Origin of the sequence: Pediococcus sp. EKM201D, from assembly GCF_011800215.1 — a bacterium.
In the GTDB taxonomy this organism is placed as follows: Bacteria; Bacillota; Bacilli; order Lactobacillales; family Lactobacillaceae; genus Pediococcus; species Pediococcus pentosaceus.
The window spans coordinates 1-23160 of sequence record NZ_JAALFK010000001.1 but is presented as its reverse complement, the minus strand read 5'-3'; the positions used below and the strand labels follow the sequence as shown (position 1 = coordinate 23160).

Genomic DNA, 23160 nt, shown 5'->3' with positions numbered 1-23160 from the left:
TTATTCCCCTTTATGTAAATTTTGAACTGCTGCAATAAATTCGTCACCACGTTCTTCAAATGTTTTGTATTGATCCCAACTAGCCGCTGCCGGTGAAAGTAAGATAATATCCCCTTCTTTACTATCTTGATACGCTATTTCAACCGATTCACTTACTCTAGAACTATCTTTAATTACTGAAATACCGGCTTTTTGAGCTATTTTTTTGAATTTCTCAGCAGTTTCGCCATTAACAATAACTTCTTTTACATTTGGCTCTAAGTCTGGAATTAAACGATCTAAATCGTCATGTCGGTCTAATCCACCTGCAATTAATATCACTGGTTTTTTAAAAGAACGTAAGGCTACTTGGGTAGCTTCGATATCAGTCGCTTTAGAATCATTATAGAATTGACGCCCATTGAGGTTTTCAACATATTGAATTCGATGTTTTACTCCACCAAAAGTTGTCAAAACTTGTTTAATATGAGCTGTGCTGACTTTTTCGATTTTAGCTACTGCGATAGCGGCTAGTGCATTTTCGACATTTTGTTCACCAGGAATTCCAATTTCATCGGCTTCCATAATTAATTCATCTTTAAAATAAAGTTTGCCTTCAATTTCGTACGCACCGCTCTTAGTCAGTCCTTGACGTGAAAACGGAACTACTTTTGCCTGAGTTCTTTTAGCTAGTTCTTGCCATTCAGTATTATCCCAATTGATTACCAAGAAATCGTCCTTGGTCTGATTCTTAGTAATATTCATCTTGTCATTAACGTAGTTTTCACGTGTTTTATGCCAGTCTAAGTGACTAGCAAAAATGTTATTCAAAACTGCAATATGTGGATGAAGTCGATCAATACCAGCTAACATAAAGCTAGATAATTCCATCACTATTTTATCTTCTGCAGTGGCCTTTTGAGCAACTGTTGTAGCAGGAACTCCAATATTTCCGGCAACATAAGCATGTTTTTTATTATCGTCAAGCATCAATTGAATTAGCGTTGTTACGGTTGTTTTCCCGTTACTTCCTGTAACCCCGATCAACTCACTATCCATTACCCAGTATGCTAATTCAGGTTCAGAAACAATTTTTATACCTCTGGCTTGTGCGTCGACTAGAACGGGATTTGTATAAGGAATGCCCGGATTTTTAACAATCAACTCAATTTTATTTTGACTTAAAATATTGGTTGGATGTTCCCCTAGTACCATCCGGATACCTTTGTTCTCAAGCTTTTCAATTAATTCTTGTGGCTGATTAGCGTTAGCATCATTAACTAAAACATTTGCTCTTAATCTATGTAATAAAAGAGCGGCGCTTATTCCGCTCTTGGCCATTCCTAAAACTAGAACATTTTTATCTTCCAAATCTTCTACTGACTTCATCATTAAAGACTCCCTATAAAATACTAATTAACGTAATTATGGATCCGATTAAACCAACTATCCAAAATACAATATCTACTTTCCATTCGCTCCAACCTAACATTTCAAAATGATGATGAATCGGACTCATTTTAAAAATACGATGTCCAGTTAATTTAAAAGAAAGTACTTGGAGAATAACACTTAAAGTTTCTAGTACAAAAACAATCCCGATTAAAATCAATGATAATTCCTGATTTAAAAGAATTGAGACAGCTGCCAAAGCTCCCCCTAAGGCAAGAGATCCCATATCACCCATAAAAATTTTAGCTGGTTTATGGTTAAAAACTAAGAATCCTAGCATTGAGCCCACTACTGCCATACAGAAAATCATTACTGGAATATTTTGTTGGTGAGCTGCAATAATTGCATACGTTCCAAAAGCAATCGTCGATAATCCTGCTACTAATCCATCTAATCCATCTGAAAGATTTACGGCATTGGAAAATCCAGTTAACCAGAAAATAACAAACAATGCATACCAGCCGCCTAGGTGCCAAATACCTAAGCCAGGGATATTTAATTGTAATGCCACTCCAGTCTCCTTAATCACTAGAAAGAAAATTAGTCCTCCAATAATTTGTCCTAAAAGCTTTTGCCAAGCTTTAAAACCTTCATTTTGGCGCTTTAACAACTTAATACTATCATCCCAGCAACCAATCAATCCAAATTCAACTAAAACAAAAAGTAACATTAAAAGGCTCACTTTTGCCCCGTGGAAAATCACACCAGTTACTAAACTAGCAATAATGATAGCAATGATAAACACCATTCCACCCATGGTTGGTGTTCCAGATTTTTTTTGATGCCATTTAGGTCCCTCTTCACGAATCATCTGTCCTTCATTCCGGACTCTAAAGTAATTGATAAATTGGGGCATCCCCACTAATGTTACTAGCGCACCTAGTATTAAAGCTGTTCCATTAATCATTTTTCTCTCCTAATCTCTACTTCTTAAGACTTACAGTCATGGTCATGCCAGATTTTATTGGCCCACCCTTGGCCACCGATTGCCCAGAAACAAAACCATTCCCGCTATATTTCACATCAATATCAAACATGTTAGCTAATTTTATAACATCATTTTTTGACCACCCTGTAAGATCAGGCATAGTTATGGTTCCACCAGTGTCTAAGATAATTCGTTGCCCCACTAGAATACTACTTCCTGCACTCTCGGATTGTTCTTTAACAGTTTGCCCATTTCCTAATGTAACAACTGCCACATTCTTCTTACCCAATTCTTTTTTGGCTTCAGAAGCATCCTTGCCAACTAAATTAGGTACTTCAATTGAGCTGTCGAGCTTTGACTTATCAGTTTCCTTATCCTGTTCAAGGGCTTGTTTCATCACTGGACCAAATATTTCATCAAGTAATTGTGTGGCAGTTTTATCTTTGAGCACTGGCTTTTTCATCGTAATGTACATTATGTACTTAGGATTTTTGGCCGGGGCCATCCCAGCGACTGAATACAGATAACTGTCATCGCCCATTGAATATCCTCCACTTGCATTCGCAACTTGGGCAGTACCTGTTTTAGCTGCAATTTTATAACCTTTAATTTTGAAGTTTGAGCCGATACCATATGGTTTGTATACTACATCCTCCATTAGTTTTCGAACCTTTTTAGCAGTACTAGCCTTAATTGGCCGTCCTACATCTTTTGTCTTCATTTTATAAGTTGTTTTACCAGTATTCGGATCAACTACCTTTTTGATAAATTGAGGCTTAACCATTTTTCCATTATTAGCAACTGCTGTAAAACCTTGTAACATCTGGATTGCGGTCACATTGATTGCTTGACCGAAAGCTGTATTAGCTTGTTCAATCGGATAGTCGAATTGAATACTACCTTTAGATTCGCTTTCCAAACCAGAATTAGTGGATTGCAACAGTTTAAAACGATTAATGTATTTCTTCCATGTCTTAGCTCCCATATTTTGTTCTAAGTGAGCCATAGCGACGTTACTTGATAAGGCAAATCCTTTTGCGTAACTAATTACGCCCCACCCTTCTGTCTTCCAATCTGGAACAACTTTACCATCGATGGTATAGGTTCCAGAACGATAAGTGGCATCCGAGTCAAAATTACCACTATCAATGGCCGCAGAAGTAGTAAAGATTTTCATGGTTGAACCTGGTTCAAAAGTATCCTGAACTAGCGCATTATTCCATGCTTTAGAAAGTCCTTTTTTAGTTGAAGCATTAAAGGTTGGTCGTTGTGTTGTGGCTAAAATTGCTCCCGTTTTGGCATTCATAATTGTTGCGCTAATTGCCTGTGATTCCGATTCTGATTGAACCTTACTTACCACATTTTCCATGATGTTTTGTAAACGCTGGTCAATAGTAGTATAGATTGTGCTTCCGTCGCGTGCTGGACGCTCAGTCTGGGATCCTGGGAGCTGGTAGCCAAACTTATCTTTTTGCAACGATTGTTCACCATCAGTCCCCGTTAAAGTTTTGTTACTCATTTTTTCAATTCCCATAACGCCAGAAAGTTGAGTCGCATCATTTTCCTTTTGTTGAGATTGTTGAGCAAATCCAATCAAATTTGAAGCAAAAGTTCCATTGGGATATAACCGAGCTTCAGATGAAACAAAGTTAATTCCGTTTAATTTTTCTTTTTCTATTTTTTCTTTAGTCGCCACAGAAATATTGCTTCCCGCATTTCCAAATTCAACTTGGAACGTTTTACTATTGCTGGGACTAAGAGTTTTTAAAGCCTTGTGATAGCTAATTGGTAGATATTTGCTAAGTACTTTAGCCGTCTTTTTCTTATTGGTGACATAAAGCGGCTTGTTATTTGCTCCTACCTGCTTCTTACTTACAACTGCGTAAACTGAATATGTACTTGTGTCTTCGGCAATCGGATTGCCATTCGTATCTAAAATAGATCCTCTTTTGGCTTTAATTGTTTTATTATCGGTATACAAACGCTTTGCTTGACTACTTAAGTTAACACTTTCGACAGTGCCACTTACGGCAATATAAGAAAAGCGCCCAACAATAACTATAAATACTCCAATCACAATCAATAATAGCCATTTACCAAACATTTTCCGATTGTGTTGAGTTTCCGTAGTACCAGTTGTTCGCTTTTTTCGGTTCATCATTTATTTACATTCCTTATATTCTCAGAGTTGAGAGAAAGGCCTGCCTTTTTAGCAATTTTGTTCAACCGACTTTGGTCAGACAATTGATTAATTTCCTGTTCCATAATCGTATTTTTACTTGATAAGGCCGTCGCTTTCTCTTGAGTTGTTTCAAGATTATGTTGTGCAGTAGATAATCCTATTTTACCAGAAACAACTGTTAGCATTAACCCCACTAGAATAAAACCACAAATTGTTATCAAAATCTTTTCAAATTTTGAAAGTGGTAATTGCCTAGCAGTTACAACCTCACGTGCTCTTTTTAATTCTTTTTCACTAATGCCCGTAATTACTGTGTCGTTAATTAATTTTGTTCTACGTCCAGCATAATTATTTTGAGCCATTGGCGTCTATCCCTTCTATAACTTTTCGATAATTCTTAGTTTTGCGCTATGTGATCTTCTGTTTTCTTCAAGTTCATCTTCAGAAGGAATAATCGGCTTCCTATTGATCAACTTGTATTTTGGTTTCATATCATCTGGGATAATTGGCAGTCCAGCCGGTAAATCACCAATCTCAGTTTGTTCTTTAAACATTCTCTTTACTAACCGATCTTCTAATGATTGGAAAGTAATAACCGAAATACGTCCTGCTGGATTCAAAATTTGTAGGGCTTGTTCCAATGATTCTTCTAAAGCACCCAATTCATCATTAACCGCAATTCGAATGGCCTGGAAAATCTTTTTAGCAGGATGTCCACCCGTTCGCCTTGCTGCCGCCGGGATTGCGCTTTTAATTAAATCGGCTAGTTCACCAGTAGTTTCAATGGGCTTTTCTTCGCGAGTACTTTCAATTTTTCGAGCAACTTGCTTAGAATATTTTTCTTCTCCATATCTAAAGAAAATTCGTACTAAATCGTTATAGCTCCATTCATTAACAACTTCTCTAGCATTCAATTTTTGAGTTTGATCCATACGCATGTCTAAAGGAGCATCAAATCGATAACTAAATCCTCGTCCTGCGTCGTCAAATTGGGGTGATGAAACGCCTAAATCGTATAAAACGCCATCAACTCCATCAATCCCCAAGTGGTTTAATTCATTCTTTAAATTACGAAAATTTGATTTTACAAAAGTAACTTGTCCCTTAGCAACATATTCTGCTAAATTTTTTTGATTGTAATCAATTGCCGTTTGATCTTGGTCAAATGAATAGAGGTGACCATTTTCTCCCAACTTAGACAAAATTAGTCTACTATGTCCACCGCCACCTAGGGTGCAGTCTACATAAATACCATCTTCTTTTACATCTAAGCCGTTAACGGTCTCTTCTAAGAGAACCGTTGTATGTTTAAATTCCGTCATATTTATCACAATCCAAAGTCAATTAAATTTTCGGCGATATCGTCGAAGTTTTCTTCAGTTTCTTCAATAGTTTCTTCCCAGCGGGCTTTATTCCATATCTCAACTCGATTAGAAACCCCCACCAGGACACATTCTTTTTGTAATTCCGCATGTAATCTCAGTTTTTTAGGAATAATAATTCTTCCTTGCTTATCAAAATCACATTGGACAGCATCTGCAAACATAAAACGTACAAATGCACGATTATTCTTCTTATTAGAAGGTAGTTGACTGAGCTTCTCCTCAACTAGACGCCATTCAGACAAAGGATAGACAAATAAGCATCCATCCAGCCCTCTCGTAACAACAAAGTTGCTATCCAGTTGATCTCGAAATTTAGATGGAATGATTAGACGTCCTTTTGAATCAAGTGAATGCTCAAATTCACCCATGAACATGAAACCGCCTCCGTCAACTAAATCTATAACAATATTACCACTTCCCCCCACTTTCCACCACTTAAAACCCGAATGTTTTTCTTTTATTTGAAAAAAATTAACATACTTAGAAAAAGTATGAATTTATCAATAGTTCTTAGCCATAAAAGTAATCATTTCGAGGTGGGGATTTTTTCTAATTTGCCTTAAAAATACACTTATTGTAAAATTATCCTAAGTCAATCAAGAAAGTAGTGTTTTAAATGTATAATAAAAAGAAAAAGAAAAGCGGTTTACAAAAAACCATCATGATTTTTGTTTGGATTATGATTATCTTGACCTTGGGAAGTGTGCTTTACGCTCCTCTGGCTCAATTGTTTGGTGCAAATTAATCAGAATATAAAAAAAAAGATTTAAGACAGATTGTCTTAAATCTTTTTTATTCTTTTTCACGATATACTTTACGAGGTTTACTACCTTCTTGAGGACCGATGATACCATTATCTTCAAGTTGATCCATAATACGGGCAGCGCGATTATATCCCACTCGGAACTTCCTTTGAAGCATTGAAGTACTTGCCCTTTGCATATCTGTTACTAATTGAACAGCTTCCGCATAATACTCATCTAATTCCCCACTATCATTTTCTTCAATTTCTTGGTCACTAATATCTAAAGTTTCATCATAGTCAGCAGATTGTTGTTTCTTAACAAAATCAATAATCTCCTTAACATCATGATCCGAAATAAATGCCCCTTGTACACGTTCAGGCTTGTTCTGACCCATCGGAAAGAACAACATATCTCCTCTTCCTAATAACTTCTCTGCTCCATTAGCATCAATGATTGTTCTCGAATCGATTCCCGATGCTACCGCAAAGGCAATTCTGGATGGCACATTAGCTTTAATCAAACCGGTAACCACGTTAACGGACGGACGTTGTGTCGCAATAATCATATGTATTCCTGCAGCACGTGCAAGCTGTGCCAGCCTAATAATTGCATCTTCAACTTCATTGGAAGCTACCATCATTAAATCAGAAAGTTCATCAACCACAACCACAATATATGGCATTTTTGGGCGATTCATCCCGTCTGCTGCATTCTGTTCTTCGATGAAATCATTGTAGCTTTTAATATTTCGTTGATTTAGTTCAGCAAACAAATCATATCGATGTTGCATCTCTGCGACCACCTTATGCAGCGCTTTAGCAGCTTTTCTAGCATCGGTCACCACTGGGGTTAGTAGATGCGGAATGTCATTATAGATTCCAAGTTCTACCTTCTTAGGATCAATTAGAATTAATTTAACCTCATCTGGACGAGCATTCATTAAGATTCCGGTAATAATGACATTAATCATCACTGATTTTCCAGAACCTGTAGCTCCCGCAATTAGTAAATGCTGCATTTTAACTAAGTTAGCTTCTACCAGATTACCCGAAACATCCCGACCAACAGGAACTTTAAGTGGGTCTTCTGGATGGGCCGGTTGAGATTCAATAATGTCTCTAAATGAAACTGTCGAAATTGTTCGATTGGGAACCTCAATTCCAATTAATGACTTTCCCGGAATTGGAGCTTCAATACGAATATCTTTTGCGGCTAGAGCTAACGCTAAGTCATCGGCCAAGCCAACAATTTTACTAACTTTAACACCAATCGCTGGATGAATTTCGTATTCCGTCACAGAAGGCCCCATCTTCACGCTTTCAACGGAAGCATCAACTCCAAAACTATTTAAAGTATCTTGTAAAATTTTAGTATTCTTTTTAATTGAAGAATATTCGGAACTCTGGTCTGTTTGTGGAATTTCAGTTAATAGTTCCGATGATGGTAAGCGATAATTAGGATTAGTCTTAGACTCACTATCAAATCCACTATTAATTTCTAAATCATCATTGTTAACCTGATTCTTAGGTTTACGTTGAATTTTATTAGTAGTCGCAATTTCAATTTTTGGTTCAATTGGATGTTCGGTTCCTCTAGTTCCATCAACGATAGGTTCTTCCAAAACTTTTTCATCCGTTTTGGTAACTTCAACTGCTGGTTTAGATGCCCTGTGCATTGATCGAGTAACATCCGTTTTACTTGATTCATTTCTGGTTTTTGATTGTTCTTTTTCTGAAAAATCTAAATTGCTGAACCAGTCGTATACATTGTTTGCAGCAGATTTAAAACTAGCGATCGCATGTCGTATGGTCCAAGCAAATCCAATTCCAATTTTTTCCAAAACTTGATCAAATGGGATACCAAACAGAACTACCAGCCCCATCCCCATTAGAATAACTGAAAAGAGCATGCTCCCTACGCTGCTAAGCAAAAAATGAGTTGCGGTATATAAAGTTGCTCCACCAATTCCTCCTCCAACATCATTTGTAGAGGTTTGTTCTAGAAAGGATCGTTCAATGCCATCAATGGCCCGACTGATAAACCCATTTTCTAATCTTAAGCTACTGGCAAATTGATACTCTACCCACAATAAATATCCTAACAAAGTCAAGCTAAGTCCAATTACTCGATCTGTTATTCCATTAAAAGACAATTCTTTTCCCATGAATAAAAGATACAATCCATAGATGAATAGAATAATGAATAAAATTGGGCTAAGACTACCAACAAAGATTCTAAACATGTTAGCGACTAAAATTCCTAGAAATCCTCGACCAAAATACCCTAATATTGCAACTAAAACGTAAGTTAAACCTAAAAGATTTTTTGTTGGTACTTGGGTCTTTTGCTTAGTTTTACGTCTTGTCTTTGTTTTTCGTTTTTTTCTTGTTTTTGCCATATCAAATCCTATTTTAATTTATCATTTTCATACAAATGGCTCATCTCTAAATTAGGGAATCCTTGTTGACGTAACACTTCATAAATTACAATCGCCGCTGAATTCGACAAATTTAGTGCCCGAATGTTTTCATCATTTTGTGGAATCCGTATTGCACATTCTTCATATTGCCGCATAAATGCTTCGGGTAGCCCTGTAGTTTCTTTTCCAAATAATAAATAATTATCTTCATCATTATTTTCGCTGGTATAATCTGCCTGTGAGTATGCACGTTTAGCAAATTTTGAAACAACAAATAATCTTTTTTTATCAGGAACCGTTGCTAAAAATTCGGGTAAATTTTCATGATATACAATTTCAACTTTGTCCCAATAATCCAGTCCTGCACGCTTTACCGTCTTATCATTGATGGTAAATCCCAAAGGTTTAATTAAGTGCAAAACTGTATTTGTACCCGCACAAGTACGAGCAATATTACCAGTATTAGCCGGCATTAGTGGTTCAAATAATACAATGTGATTTGTCATAATTTTTCTCCAAATATTTTTTAGAATTAAAAACGCAGATACTCGGTATTACGCGGCGAGTATCTACGTTCGTGAAGTCAATCTGCCCGTTTCAAACGAACATAGTCGATATTGCGATCAAACGATTTCAACTGCATATTAACATTACTTTTTGGTTTCCGCAAACTCCGCTTTAATTCAGTCATATCCACCGATATTTTTCTTAAATGCTCTAAATCCATGAATGAATAGAACTTTTAGAACCGCGTAAGCTGGAATCCCAAATATCACGCCAACCAAACCAAAAATCTGTCCAGAGGCTAGCAATACAACCAAAATAGTAACCGGATGAATATCCAAATTACTACCTAAAACAAGCGGTGAAACAAAACGGCCTTCAATTGTTTGTTCAATTACGAAGACTATCAAAACCTTGACCAGCATGATGGGAGAAACAAAAGCCCCAATTACAATTGAGGGTACCATCGCTAAGAATGATCCTAAATATGGAATTAAATTGAGAAAACCTGCAGCTACTCCTAAGGTTAGGGCAAATTTAAGACCAATAATTGAATACCCAATAAAGAAAATTACTGCCACAAAAAATGCCACAATCAATTGTCCTCGGATGTACTGACTTAACTGTGTATTGATTTCTGTTAAAATTTGAATGAATCCATCCCGGCGTTTAACAGGAAAAACTTGTGCGATAAAATGAGGTAACCGATGTCCATCCTTTAATAAATAGAAAAGAATAAACGGCATTGTAATAATGCCAATAACTATTTTGGTAATCAAACCAATCACACTACCTAACGATGTGACCGTGTTATCCACAAATTCGGTTGCCTTCTTACTCCATGATTGAACAGTATTACTACCAATACCATCAATTTGTTTTTTTAAATCTCCTAGGCGCGGATCTTTTAAGAATCCTTCGACCTTCTCAACTCCTGAATTCCAGTAGTCCGGCCAATTTTTAATCAATGCCGCGGATTGCTCCCGAATAACCGGAATGACAGACACAATTCCTGCAATAATTAAAATCGTGATTAAGACAAAGATGATCGTAATTGATAAAACTCGTTTCAATTTGAATCGCTGTTCTAATTTATCAACTAGTGGATTAATCAGATAATATAAGACCCCCGCTAAAATAATAGGAAAACCCACAATTCCGAAAAATTCCTTTAGTGGACTAAAAATCCATGTGACTTTTGAAATCATGTATAAAATCATCAAAAATAATAAAATGATGATTAAACTTACCACTGGCCTATTATCTAATACAAGCTTATTAAACCAGCTTCTCCAATACTTATTTCTTGGTTTATTGTCCACTGTTGTTCACCGCCTACATATACATAATCTCTTCTCCAACTTTAAATTCTGGAAATTGGTTAGGTGTTAAATAGATTGCACTTTCCAACGGTTTTTCAGGTACCGGTTTAAATTCCAGCGTTGTATGCCCAATCATTTGTAAGTTATTATTCACTAAACTACCAACAAAATTAATTTGATATTCAGTTTTACCTATCTTAATTTTGCCACCTTTTTTCAAAGCAAATTTTTGATGCTTTTGATCATCAATCGCTTGAATAATCGCAATGTTTTTTAAATCCGGTGTTGCAGTTTCGTCGAATAAAATGGCTAAAGCATCTTTTTTTGAAATCGCATCCGGTCCGACACTCATAATTTTTGCTGAAATCATCAAGACAAACACCCTTTCTATATTCTTATTTCATTGTATCATATCGCATAGTATTATCCCTTTAGTAAGCGCATTCAATACTAACTAAATGTGGTATACTTGTTGTTAATGTTTAAAAGAGCAAGGAGGACTATTTTATGATTGAATCCATTTTATTAGGAACGTATACAAAACAAACTAGTAAGGGTATTTATCAAATTGATTTAGATACTGATTCAAAACAGTTAACTAATTTACAGTTAGTTACCGAAGTTGAAAACCCCACTTATTTAGCACTTAGCAAGAAAAATATTTTATATGCTGTTGACCGTTTTGATAACCAAGGTGGCTTATCTGTTACAGATTTATATTCACCCCAAAACGTTCTTCAACATATCGTAACTCCTGGTACTCCTCCGGCTTATGTCACAGTTGATGAAAAACATCAATTCGTCTTTGATGCAAACTATCACGAAGGTACTCTTCATGCCTATAGTATTAATAATGATCACACACTAACCCTAGGTAGTACTTTTACTAATACGGGTAAAGGCCCTCTAAAAGAGCAAGACGGTTCACATTTGCATTACGTTGACCGCACTCCTGACGGTAAATTGATTGCTTGTGATTTAGGGACTGACCAAGTTTTCGTTTTAGATTATGATTCAACTGGTTTTAAAATTATTAGCACTTTCGAAACCACTCCTGGATTTGGCCCACGCCATATAGTTTTCAATAATACTGGTGATACAGCCTACCTAGTTGGTGAATTATCCAGCTCGGTAGCAGTACTTAATTATAAGGATTGCCAGCTAACCCATCTCCAAACTATTAAGACCATTCCGGATGATTGGAACCAACATAATGGTTGTGCGGCAATTCGCATTACTGATGATAGTCGCTTCTTATACGTTTCAAATCGCGGTTATGATTCCATTGCCGTTTTTGAAATCCAAGCTGATGGTCAATTGAAACTCATCCAAAATATCAGTGTTGAAGGAAGTTTTCCTCGTGACTTTGCTTTAAGTCATGAACAAAACTTTTTAGTAGTCGGAAACCAAACTACTAATAATTTATCTTTATTTGAAAGAAATTCTAATGATGGTAAACTGGAATTGATTCAAAAAGACGTTGCAGCTCCTGAAGTTGTATGTGTTCACTTTAAATAAAAAGAACGGAGAGAATTATGTTTAAAGAAATTCCAGTAGAAAATTTTACTGATATTCCAGCTTTAATTGCTAAAGGTGCCAATCGAATTGAACTTTGCGATAATCTCGCCGTTGGTGGTACCACCGTTAGTAAAGGTGTAATGGCCGAAACACAAAAGTATGCTAGTGAGCATGGGATACCTGTCATGGCAATGATTCGCCCGCGTGGTGGTAATTTCGTGTACAACGACATCGAACTTAAGATTATGGAAGCAGATCTTTTTCAAGCCCAAGAGTTAGGGGTTGACGGCGTTGTCTTCGGTGCTCTTACGTCTGATGGAAGCTTAGATGAAGAAGCAATGGAACAATTGATCGGTGCTGCAAGTGGAATGCAAATCACTTTCCATATGGCTTTCGATGCAATTCCTACCGCAAAACAGACTGAGAGTATTGATTGGCTAGTGGAACATGGAGTGGATCGCATTCTTACGCATGGCGGTTCTTTAGATCAACCTATTGAAAAAGGTTTAGAACAAATTAAATCTAATCTTAAGTATGCTGCTAATCGCATTATTATAATGCCCGGTGGTGGCATAACCTCACAGAATGCTGAAAGTATTCAAAATGAGTTAGGGGTTCATGAACTCCATGGTTCAAAATTAATCTAAAACAAAAAGACATGCAATCACTGTTACGTGATCCATGTCTTTTTGTTTTAGTAAAAGTTTGCTAAACATATTGTAGCAATATTAAAGTAAATCAAAATTGAAGTTATATCACTTAAAGTTGAGATGAACGGACCACTGGCTACAACCGGATCCATTCCTAACTTTTCCATAATAATCGGTATTAAAGTTCCGACAAGGTTAGCAACAAAGATTGCCCCACTCATCGCCGCCCCAACGATAATTCCTAAAACCATGTTTTTTTGCCAGAATAAAATCACCGCAAAAATAGCAATTCCTGTTAATAGACCAATTAAAATACCGGTAATAACTTCATTCAAAATTAGTTTAAAAACACTATCGCCTTCTTCATCATTAGCTAGTCGGCGGATTGCTACAGCTAAACTTTGTGTACCGGCGTTCCCTGCAGTACCTGTAATTAAAGTGATAAATACTGCCAACACGCCAAATTTATCGAGTACATTTTGAAATTGGCTAATAACCATTGCACTAATTAATCCTAAAAACAGCATAGTTACTAACCAAGGAATTCGGCTTTTGACAGCTTTCCAAGGATTTTCTGACATATCTTCAGAATTAACCCCAGCTAAACGTGAATAATCCTGTGCCGACTCTTCGTCAATAACATCGATAATATCATCAACCGTGATAATTCCTAACATTTTATTACGTTCATCAACAACTGGAATTGCAATAAAGTTATAATCACGAATTTGGGCAGCAATTTCAGTTTGATCCTCATCATCTCTTACAGATACCACGTTCGTATTCATAATTCGTTTGATAAATACATCATCCGGATTAACAATTAAATCCTTAACTGAAATCACTCCAATTAATTGATTAGATTCGTTAACCACATAAATGTATGAAATAGTTTCCGCATATTGAGCTTCCTGTTTAACTTGATTCATAGCCGAGCCCACCGTTGTATCTACGGCAACTGAAATGAATTCAGTTGTCATCAACGCACCAGCAGTTTTTTCTTCATACTTAAGTAATTGGCGAACTCGGGCAGCATCTACGGGTTGCATATATGATAGAAGTTTATGTAACTTGTCATTTCGAACAGCTCCTAAAATATCCGCTTCGTTATCATCATACATCCCGTTCAACAACGCTGCAGCATAACTAGGTGCCATTTCGTCCAGATATTCTGCAATTAAATCTGGTTCATCATCAAGTTCATCAAACGTATCCGCCAGCTCATCCGGGTCTAGATACTTGTACACGAGAAGACGTTCTTCACGCGTTAATTCACCAAAAAAACGACCTTGATCATAATTATGTAAATCAAGGAAATCTTCTTTAAATTTTTTGGAATGATGTTTTAATAATTCTATTTTTAATTTTTCAAAAATAGCTTGAGTATTATCCATGCTCTTCGTCCTTCTCTTTATTCCAATATTCAAGCATATCATCTGGAATAGACGTTTTGATATCGATCATTTTTTCCGTAAAAACATTTTTAAAAGTTAGAGAGAAACAATGTAAGGCTTGTCGTTGTAAGATATCGTTAGCCATCCCACCGTATAATTCATCTCCGACTAATGGATGTCCAATTGAACTAAAATGAACTCGAATTTGGTGAGTACGACCAGAATGTAGTTTTACTTTCAGCAAAGTAAAATTTTTGAAGGTATCCTCCACCCAATATTCGGTCAAAGACGGCTTCCCTTCGCCCATTGGAGCTACCATCCTTTTAATAAATGAATCTGGGTCACGTTGAATCGGTGTTTCAATGATGCCATGTTGGTTAGTAAATGTTCCCTCTACAATCGTCAAATACATCTTGTTAATTTTACGTTGACGTAAATCTTGATCCATCACTGTATGAGCAAATCGATGCTTAGCGAAAATTACTAATCCTGATGTATCCTGATCTAACCGAGTTACCACATGGACAACTCGGCTCTCATAATTATTTTTAACATAATAATTTTTAACCCGGTTAACTAATGTATCCTTTTGATTAGCTGCAGATTGTACGGTTGGTAAGAAGGGTGGCTTATTTACAATCAAATAATCTGCATCTTCATATCGAACATCAATTGGTACATCAGATAGCCCTACATGTGGATTACTAGGTTCAGGTGGCAAAGTCACTTCAACTAAATCGCCTTTTTCAACCATTGCATTTGTTCTCGTAGGTAATCCATTCACAAAAATCTTACCGCCATTAAACTTAATACTTTTTAATAATGACCTTGAAATTCTTTTCCTACCCAAGAAAGTCCGTAGGTGCTGCCGACTCTCAAAGTTAACTATCCATCTAAACTTCATCGATACTACCAATGAAGGAATTTCGAACTCGATTCCAAAATCCAGTATGACGATACTTTAAGAATTTCACTTTTTGTTCATCAATGCTATAGTGAACCTCTTTGACATGTTTATCCAGTAAATCGATACGATCTGCTGTAAAATTGTAGGTTCGATGGAAACTAGGTACTGGCCTAATTGTAATAGTTTCGTTGGGCGCCATAATTAAAGAAGCTCCCACCGTTCGAAAAACGCGATTATTAATTGACGCAATTTCAGCCATTTGTAATACTTCTAATCTAGGATGTACAATCGCTCCACCTACCGAACGATTGTATGCCGTTGATCCTGTTGGTGTAGAAATACACAGACCGTCCCCACGAAAACGTTCAAATAGATTATCACCAATCAATACATCCGCTACCATTGTCCCAGACAATTTACGTAATGTGGACTCGTTAACTGCCTTATAACTAATGTGTGAACCATCTGTATGAGTCACATCAATATTTAATAATGGATACGAAACTTCAGCTCCTCCATCACTCTTCAAAGCCTTAACTAAGGTTTCCAATTCATATTCGCGCCAGTCTGTGTAAAAACCTAGATGTCCCGTATGTACGCCTACAAATCGGACCTCTTCAAGAAGATTAAGATATTTTTGAACGGCAGATAGTAACGTCCCATCCCCCCCAATGGTAATCACCACCGTAGGTTTTTCGTTATCAATTACAATCTCATTTTGAGATAAAATCTTTGCTAAATCTTTACCAACTTGAATGGAATGCTCATCACTTGAATGATAAATAGCTACTCTCATATTTAGACATCCTTTTGTTCTTTTTGTGCTAATAAAATTTGTTTTCTGATTTCAGACATTTCTTTGTCTAATTCATATGATTTAACCGAGGCCTTCTGCAACCGTGTTCTTAGTTCTTTTGGAAATTCTCCGTCAAATTTATAATTTAAAGAGTGCTCGATTGTAGCCCAAAAATTCATTTCAAGTGTACGTACTTGAATTTCTGCTAAAATTTTCTTTTGACCATTCATCATTTGAACCGGATATTCCACCACAATATGATAAGAACGGTAACCACTAGGTTTTTCATTTTCGACATAGTCTCGCTCTTCAATTACCGTCATATCAGTACGCTTCCGAATTAAATCGACAACTTCATAGATATCTTCTACGAATTGACACATAACACGGACGCCAGCTATATCCTGCATGTCTTGTTCTATGCGTTCTTCTAGGACTTGGCGACGAACCATCTTTTCTTTTATACTTTCAACTGGTTTTACTCGTCCAGTCACAAACTCAATTGGACTTTCTTCTCCATTTTTTAGAAACTGAGTTCTCATACCCCTAAGCTTAACCTTTAATTCAGAAACAGCCTGGGAATATGGTAATAAAAAGGTATCCCAATCTTTAATCATGCGTATCCCTCCGAACCAAATTAACAACCTCTTCTATTCTATCATAGAAACTAAAACTTCTTTTTAAACATTGTTTTCAGATTTTTTAAAACAAAATAATTGATTTTATATTTAAATTTGGTAAAGTAAAGACAGTTTGACTTATGTAATTCTTTGGAGGAATTAAAATGCTTGAAACTTATCTTTTCATCACTCCCTGGGGTGATGAGTGCTTTAACTGCGAAAAAGAAACTATTCGATATTTTAAATATGCTGAGGAGAAAGTTGATTTTAAAATTATTACAGTTTTAAATATGAACGTTGTCCTTAAATTCATTAAACGCAATCAACTTAAAGATGCTAATTATAACGAACTTTTTAACCGAATGTATCTAACTAGCCTTGATTATAAAGCCGCTAGTTATCAAGGAAAAGCCAAGGGACGTGCTTTCTTAATGGCAATGCAAAATGCAATCATTGACAACAATGTCCCATATTCATTTGAATTAGGTAGCACTATTGCTAGACAAGCTGGTTTAGATACAGCTATGTTTGAAGAAGATCGCCAATCAAAAATGACGCAAGAAGACTTTAAACGGGATCAAAAACTTGCTCATGAAATGGGCGCCGAAGACATCCCAGCAGCGGTTATCTTTAATCTTAAAGATGAAGAATGTGGAGTCTTAATGGATCACTATGACTACCAAACTCTTGCATCGGTGTGTCAATTAAAAATGATTCAAAAGACTCAGCCCAAGAAGTTGTTTACCCCTAAAACCCTATAGTCTCCTAAAATCAAAGCTTACTTATCTACTTTGATTTTTTTTTGCCAATTTTTCTGATAATGAATTATACCATTGCACTTTTTGAGAAATAAAATACCATTCGCCATCATTACTGATAACGATGTTTTTCTCTAAAAGCATTTGCCAAAATTCAATATCAATTTGAGTAATATCAGTGATAGATACTTTAACTTTTTGTTCCGCTAAAACCAAAAAGCGCACTCGATTTAATAGTGGAATCCCACGATTCCTAAAATCAGTGCACAGTCGTGGAAAATGAACCGTCCAAGGACATCCCATTAAATTTTTACCATTTGTATAGCACAATTGTTGTATTTCTACATATCGTTGGTCAATTTGATTTCCTAGTAAGGAATTTTCAATCTTGTAAGCCTCATATTCAACGGTAGGTAATTTGGGTCTTATAAATTCATTTTGATGACCTTTGCAATTAAAAATTCTTTCTTGATAAAGAACTTTGCCTAAAACTGCTCGTTGCATATTAAAAAATACATGGGGAGCTTCTTGTTTAAGAGCGTCCCAAGCTAAGATCCACCATCCTTCTTTTTTAGAAAAACGGCCAAATTTCTGTACGGTTTGAAAAAGACTTCCTTTTCCAAGATGTTTAGGGCCCGCAATCCAATAAGAGATTAACCCTAATTTCAAATACGCTTTAGTCCTTTTTTGAATTTCCTTTAACTTAATTGGACTACATTGATATTCAACTAAGTATATGTGGTCATCGATTTCAACTCTCAAATCCGCTCTTTGCTTAATTTCTGGTAGATAAAATTCCGTCTGTACAGAAATTTGACGTTGATTGAAGAAATCGACGACCTTTTTTTTACCCATTAAATGACGTTTAGTTTCACCTTTTGGCTGATAGCCTTGTTTCTTAGTAAAGGATTGATGGGCAAAATAGTTCTTTTTGTATTGCCCGCTACATAGTTTTAACGCTTGTTGGCAACTTGGACAAAAGTACTTTTCATTCCGATCAGCCTTTCTTGCTTCCACTAAAGTTCCGTTTTTAGTTATTCCAATTTTCATTAGGTTCACCCCAATATAGAAATACGGCTTTTGGGATCTTTCCCACGAAAAAAACACAACAAATTAATGTTGTGTTTTGGTAAAATCTATTTTTGATTATTTAAAATAACGCTTAGCCAGCTCTAAAGCTGCTCCATCCATAACTACTTCACCATGTTCTCTAAGAACCTCGCTTGAAACAATAGTCGAATTTCCATATTCATACGCGATTGCTAAGTCATTCTTAATAGTTTCAGGAGAATTTTCACTGGTAAAGAAAGTTAATTCTAAATAATATATGTCATGATAACGGTACAGAACTGACTCAATTCCACTATTGGTTTTTATCAATTCTGCAATACTTGGTAAGCTTTCAAAATCCTCCAACTCTATCACTGATTTTTGCGTACTTCCAACTCCATTAGCATAGCCATTTAGGTCAGCTGGATTTCCGTCACTCATATAGCTTGAATCATCGTTATTTTTATCATTTGAATCTGTTTCGGCCAATTTTCTCTTTAAAAAGTCCGACACTTCATCCATCTCCCCATTACTAGGAGCATTGTCTTTTGATACTGATTTTATAGCTTCTTCCATGCCATCAGTTGGGTTCTTACTAATGTATAGTTCTAACCCATTACGGTTAGGTAGCACTTGGAAAGTAACAGCATCATTACTAGCAAACTGATGATCTGTATCTACCTCTTCTAATACCGAATAAAAGAAGCTCTCGATTTCTTTATGATTATCAAGTAAATCTAGGAACGTCACACCTCGCTCATTTAAATCATCCGAACTAATTGTTACTCGGATTGTATCATCATTAATTCGTTCCATTTCCATTAATCAGCACCTCCAGTTCTATCGAAACTGAATGGAAATAACAGTATATTTGTTTCCTATAATTATCCCACAAAATATAAGACAATACCACCTGTCCGTTTCAGGTCACCCAAAATAAAAAGAATCATTTCGAGTTACTGTGGAGCCTTGTAAACCCAAAGTGATTCTTTTTCTATTTTAAAGGTTTGCGATACTTTGTGCTTTTGCCAATTCCAGTTGACGTACTTTTCGTGGTAAGAAACGACGAATTTCATCTTCGTTATAACCAACTTGAAGTCGTTTGTCATCCATGATAATTGGACGTCGAAGCAATCCAGGATTTTCTTCAATTAAATTAATAAGTTGTTGGAGTGGTAAATCGTCCAAATCAACATTTAACTCTTGGAAAACTTTAGAGCGGCGAGAAATAATTTCTTCCGTACCATTCTCAGTCATCCGAAGAACTCTTTTAATTTCTTCGGCACTTAAGGGTTCAGAAAAGATATTTCTTTCTGTAAAATCAATTCTGTGTTCTTTCAACCACGCTTTTGCTTTTCGACACGAAGTACAACTTGGTGATGTGTATAAAATAACCATATTAAATTCCCCCTTTGGTGACCTGTAACATTACTTAACCTGTAATTAAAATTGTACAATGTTATTTAGCTTTTGTCCACCCCTCCGTTAACCTTTTTTCTTACAAAAAATAAATATAACAAAGGCATGGTTTTTAGAATAAGACCGTTTATTTCGCACTAAATTTACACATTAAATAATTATGTTAAATAATTTTAAAAAGAGAATTTAATAAAAACTTATGGAATACAAAAATCATAAGTTATGAAACTGTTTTCTAAATTTCGATGGTAAGCCCAACTTTAGGCGCAAAAATGTTGTTTTTATTTTTTGAAAATTGTTTTGTTTCTTTTAACATTTCGTCAATATCAATCTGTGGAGATAAGTGGCTGATCATTAATTGCTTTGCATTAGACTTATTAAATAACTCTGCCGTCTCTTTTGTACTTAGATGCCATTTTATTCCAGTATGATTACTCAAAAAATTGGTATCTGTTACTAATAAATCACTATTAGTTGCAAATTTAACTAATTCGTCAAAATATCTTGTATCAGACGTAAATGTGAAAATTTTTCCAGTTTCTCGTTCTACAATTCGCGTTGCAAACGCTGGAACTGGGTGAATCGTCTTTTTGAAACTAACTGTAAAAGGACCTAAATCAATTTCTTCATTCTCATTATAACCTACGCCTTGAGAAGCGTTTGGCCAAGTTAAAGCTCCAAAATTTAGTGGGTCTTCTGTATGCCCATATATTGGCAAAATTTCAACTTTATTCTTGGAATTTAGTTGCCATTGATACTGTAATACCCCTAAGTCAGCGGTATGATCATGATGATAATGTGTTAAAAGTACTGCATCTAAATCAAGTGGATTCAAATGCCTTTGTAATTCCAATAAAGTTCCTGAACCGGCATCTAACAATAAATTATAATTACCACTTTGCACTAAGTACCCTGTCGTTCCCACATTTTCGCTAGGATATCCACCATAATATCCTAAAACTGTTATTTTCATATTTAATTCCTCCCAATTACTTTATATATCTATTTTAACGCAAAGTTATAATGGTTTTCGATTCGTTTTAAAACAACTATAATAGAATATGGATGGAGGTGCTTATGTAATGAAAAATTTAAATGTATCTTTCGGTAGTGAACCCGTTTTAAGAGAAATCAAAGAAAAATATGCTTCTCGTAAGATGACTTTATTATCAAACTCTGCTAAAGAAACTAGCTTTCAATTAGTTGATTTTTCCGACCAGAAAAATGTTTTTTACTCACCTAATCGTTATAGAGTTCTTTTTGAAAGTCCATTCTTAAATATGGGTGATATTTTTATTTATGATTTTTTTGATTTAGCAGGTGATTCTCTCTCAGCTTTTGATGAAAAGGTGCGTCATTGGAGTGGCATTAATGCTGACTCTAGTTTTTTGCAAAGTGTACTTTTACTATCTCCTCTAGATGGAAAACCACATAATCGTGCTGTTCTAACCATCTGGAGTACGAATAAGTCCGATCAAGTCACTTTAGATACACACGATCTGAAAAAAACTTTGGAGCCTTACGTGAACCATAACTATTTTAGAACTACTTATAAAGTACTGTCGTAATACTATGAAATTATAGTTATTATACTGTATACTGTTATAACGTATATAGAAAGGAATGGTTCAAATTTTCTTAAAGAAGAACAATAAGGCTTTAATTTCAAATATTATTTTTGACTTTATTGTTGGGATTTTCTTTGTTTATTATCTAAAGGTCTCAGCTGACGTTTCTACATTCTTACGTACTATTTTAATTGTCTTTGCTGCTTATGACTTTACAGACATGTTTTTTAGTATCAAATTATTAATAGAACAAAAAAGAAATTCTAAAAAATAAACTTTCATAAGTAAAAAAGCACCTATTAATGCAACAGTGCTTCCCAATTAGTCAGATATTTGATCTAACTTTTAGGGAGTACTGAACGTTAATAGGTGCTTTTCTTTCAAGAAAGACTCTACTGCATTTCTAACACAGTTAAATTAAAGTACAAAAAAAGAGTTAGTTAAAACTAACCCATTATTATTAAAGGCGGTAACCGGATTTGAACCGGTGATGAAGGTTTTGCAGACCTCTGCCTTACCACTTGGCTATACCGCCATTATAATAAAAAAGTGTAATTACTCGCATAAAAATTACACGAAAATTACACGAAATAGCTCGATAACAATCTTACTAAATTTATGCCGCCGGTGGGGGTCGAACCCACACTCCCGTGAAGGAACTGGATTTTGAGTCCAGCGCGTCTGCCAATTCCGCCACAGCGGCATCTAGCGTTGCTATATTATAAAGTAGGTCTTTAAATCAACCTAAAGGGCGGTATGTGGGAATCGAACCCACGCGTGCCGGAGCCACAATCCGGTGCGTTAACCACTTCGCCAATACCGCCATCATGGCAGGGATAGTAGGAGTTGAACCCACACTGACGGTTTTGGAGACCGTAGTTCTACCATTAAACTATATCCCTATCATTGGTAAAAACAAAACTAAATGTGAACTAAACGTTCACTATGGCGCGGGACAGAATCGAACTGCCGACACATGGAGCTTCAATCCATTGCTCTACCGACTGAGCTACCGAGCCAAAAAATATATAAATGTAACAACGGTCCTAACGAGACTCGAACTCGTGATCTCCTGCGTGACAGGCAGGCGTCCTAACCAGCTAGACCATAGGACCAAAGAAAAATTTTTGGAATGGAGGATACAGGGCTCGAACCTGTGACCTCCTGCTTGTAAGGCAGATGCTCTCCCAACTGAGCTAATCCTCCAAAATAATGACCCGTACGGGATTCGAACCCATGTTACTGCCGTGAAAGGGCAGTGTCTTAACCACTTGACCAACGGGTCATACTTTTATCATATATACGGAGAGTAAGGGATTCGAACCCTTGAAACAGGCTTTAACCCGTTTACATCATTTCCAATGATGCTCCTTCGGCCATCTCGGACAACTCTCCAAATAAATGAAACTCCGGCAGGCGGACTCGAACCGTCGACACCCTGATTAACAGTCAGATGCTCTACCAACTGAGCTATGCCGGAATAAACGCATGGCAACGTCCTACCCTCGCAGGGGGCGATCCCCCAACTACTCTCGGCGTTAAGAAGCTTGACTTCTGTGTTCG

Annotated in this window: 23 protein-coding genes and 10 tRNA genes; 5 read left to right on the top strand and 28 right to left on the bottom strand. The window is 36.1% G+C overall.

Annotated features, from left to right (window positions below; genetic code table 11):
* From murD to mraZ, 6 genes are read right to left on the bottom strand one after another with little or no spacing between them, the layout of a single operon-like run.
* Positions 1-1368, bottom strand: coding sequence for a UDP-N-acetylmuramoyl-L-alanine--D-glutamate ligase (gene murD / locus HFC68_RS00170; RefSeq protein ID WP_011673543.1), 1368 nt, complete (start codon positions 1366-1368; stop codon positions 1-3).
* Between the two features lie 13 nt (positions 1369-1381).
* Complete coding sequence (mraY, locus tag HFC68_RS00165; RefSeq protein ID WP_002833494.1) at positions 1382-2338, bottom strand: phospho-N-acetylmuramoyl-pentapeptide-transferase; 957 nt, start codon at positions 2336-2338, stop codon at positions 1382-1384.
* 16 nt (positions 2339-2354) lie between these two features.
* Positions 2355-4520, bottom strand: a complete 2166-nt coding sequence (locus HFC68_RS00160) for a penicillin-binding transpeptidase domain-containing protein (RefSeq protein WP_002833495.1) — start codon at positions 4518-4520, stop codon at positions 2355-2357.
* Positions 4517-4903: a cell division protein FtsL gene (gene ftsL, locus HFC68_RS00155; protein WP_002833496.1), complete on the bottom strand. Its 387-nt coding sequence runs from the start codon at positions 4901-4903 to the stop codon at positions 4517-4519. Before ftsL ends, HFC68_RS00160 begins: the two co-directional genes overlap by 4 nt.
* Positions 4904-4918: 15 nt before the next feature.
* Entirely contained in the window at positions 4919-5863 is a 945-nt protein-coding gene (gene rsmH / locus HFC68_RS00150) for a 16S rRNA (cytosine(1402)-N(4))-methyltransferase RsmH (RefSeq protein ID WP_011673544.1), read from the bottom strand.
* Positions 5864-5868: 5 nt separating this feature from the next.
* Complete coding sequence (mraZ, locus tag HFC68_RS00145) at positions 5869-6300, bottom strand: division/cell wall cluster transcriptional repressor MraZ (protein WP_002833498.1); 432 nt, start codon at positions 6298-6300, stop codon at positions 5869-5871.
* A 242-nt stretch (positions 6301-6542) separates the two neighbouring features.
* On the opposite strand from mraZ, the gene HFC68_RS00140 reads away from it, so the two are divergent.
* A complete protein-coding gene (locus tag HFC68_RS00140) occupies positions 6543-6671 on the top strand; it encodes a DUF4044 domain-containing protein (RefSeq protein WP_011673545.1) in 129 nt (42 codons plus the stop codon).
* 47 nt (positions 6672-6718) lie between these two features.
* Here the strand turns inward: HFC68_RS00140 and HFC68_RS00135 are convergent, their stop codons facing one another.
* From HFC68_RS00135 to HFC68_RS00120, 4 genes are all read right to left on the bottom strand, one after another.
* Positions 6719-9070 (bottom strand): DNA translocase FtsK, encoded by a 2352-nt coding sequence (locus tag HFC68_RS00135; protein ID WP_011673546.1) that lies wholly within the window; start codon positions 9068-9070, stop codon positions 6719-6721.
* An 8-nt stretch (positions 9071-9078) separates the two neighbouring features.
* Positions 9079-9597: a tRNA (cytidine(34)-2'-O)-methyltransferase gene (locus HFC68_RS00130; protein WP_002833501.1), complete on the bottom strand. Its 519-nt coding sequence runs from the start codon at positions 9595-9597 to the stop codon at positions 9079-9081.
* Between the two features lie 177 nt (positions 9598-9774).
* A complete protein-coding gene (locus tag HFC68_RS00125; RefSeq protein WP_011673547.1) occupies positions 9775-10917 on the bottom strand; it encodes an AI-2E family transporter in 1143 nt (380 codons plus the stop codon).
* Between the two features lie 13 nt (positions 10918-10930).
* Positions 10931-11287: a PTS glucitol/sorbitol transporter subunit IIA gene (locus HFC68_RS00120; RefSeq protein WP_011673548.1), complete on the bottom strand. Its 357-nt coding sequence runs from the start codon at positions 11285-11287 to the stop codon at positions 10931-10933.
* A gap of 137 nt (positions 11288-11424) precedes the next feature.
* On the opposite strand from HFC68_RS00120, the gene HFC68_RS00115 reads away from it, so the two are divergent.
* Complete coding sequence (locus HFC68_RS00115) at positions 11425-12435, top strand: lactonase family protein (RefSeq protein WP_011673549.1); 1011 nt, start codon at positions 11425-11427, stop codon at positions 12433-12435.
* A gap of 17 nt (positions 12436-12452) precedes the next feature.
* Complete coding sequence (locus tag HFC68_RS00110; protein WP_011673550.1) at positions 12453-13082, top strand: copper homeostasis protein CutC; 630 nt, start codon at positions 12453-12455, stop codon at positions 13080-13082.
* A gap of 47 nt (positions 13083-13129) precedes the next feature.
* On the opposite strand, the gene mgtE is transcribed toward HFC68_RS00110, so the two are convergent.
* From mgtE to HFC68_RS00090, 4 genes are read right to left on the bottom strand one after another with little or no spacing between them, the layout of a single operon-like run.
* Positions 13130-14479, bottom strand: a complete 1350-nt coding sequence (gene mgtE, locus HFC68_RS00105) for a magnesium transporter (protein ID WP_002833506.1) — start codon at positions 14477-14479, stop codon at positions 13130-13132.
* The gene (locus HFC68_RS00100; protein ID WP_029258058.1) at positions 14472-15383 is read right to left on the bottom strand and encodes an RluA family pseudouridine synthase; all 912 of its coding nucleotides are present in this window, start codon (positions 15381-15383) and stop codon (positions 14472-14474) included. The genes mgtE and HFC68_RS00100 overlap by 8 nt, the downstream gene beginning before the upstream one ends.
* Entirely contained in the window at positions 15373-16182 is an 810-nt protein-coding gene (locus tag HFC68_RS00095) for an NAD kinase (protein ID WP_011673552.1), read from the bottom strand. The genes HFC68_RS00100 and HFC68_RS00095 overlap by 11 nt, the downstream gene beginning before the upstream one ends.
* Before the next feature lie 2 nt (positions 16183-16184).
* Positions 16185-16799: a GTP pyrophosphokinase family protein gene (locus HFC68_RS00090; RefSeq protein WP_002833509.1), complete on the bottom strand. Its 615-nt coding sequence runs from the start codon at positions 16797-16799 to the stop codon at positions 16185-16187.
* A 167-nt stretch (positions 16800-16966) separates the two neighbouring features.
* Here HFC68_RS00090 and HFC68_RS00085 point away from each other — a divergent pair, with 167 nt between their 5' ends.
* Complete coding sequence (locus HFC68_RS00085; protein ID WP_002833510.1) at positions 16967-17563, top strand: ClpXP adapter SpxH family protein; 597 nt, start codon at positions 16967-16969, stop codon at positions 17561-17563.
* A gap of 21 nt (positions 17564-17584) precedes the next feature.
* Here the strand turns inward: HFC68_RS00085 and HFC68_RS00080 are convergent, their stop codons facing one another.
* From HFC68_RS00080 to HFC68_RS00065, 4 genes are all read right to left on the bottom strand, one after another.
* Positions 17585-18610 carry a competence protein CoiA gene (locus HFC68_RS00080; protein ID WP_167399564.1) on the bottom strand — a complete coding sequence of 342 codons (1026 nt, stop codon included), beginning with the start codon at positions 18608-18610 and terminating at the stop codon, positions 17585-17587.
* A 96-nt stretch (positions 18611-18706) separates the two neighbouring features.
* Positions 18707-19432, bottom strand: a complete 726-nt coding sequence (locus HFC68_RS00075) for an adaptor protein MecA (protein ID WP_011673554.1) — start codon at positions 19430-19432, stop codon at positions 18707-18709.
* 177 nt (positions 19433-19609) lie between these two features.
* Positions 19610-20008, bottom strand: coding sequence for a transcriptional regulator SpxA (gene spxA / locus HFC68_RS00070; protein ID WP_011673555.1), 399 nt, complete (start codon positions 20006-20008; stop codon positions 19610-19612).
* Between the two features lie 256 nt (positions 20009-20264).
* Positions 20265-21002 (bottom strand): MBL fold metallo-hydrolase, encoded by a 738-nt coding sequence (locus HFC68_RS00065; protein ID WP_011673556.1) that lies wholly within the window; start codon positions 21000-21002, stop codon positions 20265-20267.
* A gap of 109 nt (positions 21003-21111) precedes the next feature.
* Here HFC68_RS00065 and HFC68_RS00060 point away from each other — a divergent pair, with 109 nt between their 5' ends.
* A complete protein-coding gene (locus HFC68_RS00060) occupies positions 21112-21597 on the top strand; it encodes a hypothetical protein (protein ID WP_011673557.1) in 486 nt (161 codons plus the stop codon).
* Positions 21598-22061: 464 nt separating this feature from the next.
* Here the strand turns inward: HFC68_RS00060 and HFC68_RS00050 are convergent.
* The 10 genes from HFC68_RS00050 to HFC68_RS00005 form a co-directional block, all read right to left on the bottom strand.
* A tRNA-Cys gene (locus tag HFC68_RS00050) sits at positions 22062-22132 on the bottom strand.
* Between the two features lie 84 nt (positions 22133-22216).
* A tRNA-Leu gene (locus tag HFC68_RS00045) sits at positions 22217-22300 on the bottom strand.
* Between the two features lie 47 nt (positions 22301-22347).
* Positions 22348-22420: transfer RNA gene (locus HFC68_RS00040), tRNA-His, on the bottom strand.
* Between the two features lie 5 nt (positions 22421-22425).
* A tRNA-Trp gene (locus HFC68_RS00035) sits at positions 22426-22499 on the bottom strand.
* 44 nt (positions 22500-22543) lie between these two features.
* A tRNA-Phe gene (locus tag HFC68_RS00030) sits at positions 22544-22616 on the bottom strand.
* Positions 22617-22638: 22 nt separating this feature from the next.
* Positions 22639-22712: transfer RNA gene (locus tag HFC68_RS00025), tRNA-Asp, on the bottom strand.
* Between the two features lie 18 nt (positions 22713-22730).
* Positions 22731-22803 (bottom strand) — tRNA-Val (locus HFC68_RS00020).
* Positions 22804-22810: 7 nt separating this feature from the next.
* Positions 22811-22882: transfer RNA gene (locus HFC68_RS00015), tRNA-Glu, on the bottom strand.
* An 18-nt stretch (positions 22883-22900) separates the two neighbouring features.
* Positions 22901-22992, bottom strand: a tRNA-Ser gene (locus HFC68_RS00010).
* A gap of 12 nt (positions 22993-23004) precedes the next feature.
* Positions 23005-23077, bottom strand: a tRNA-Asn gene (locus HFC68_RS00005).
* Between the last annotated feature and the right edge of the window lie 83 nt (positions 23078-23160).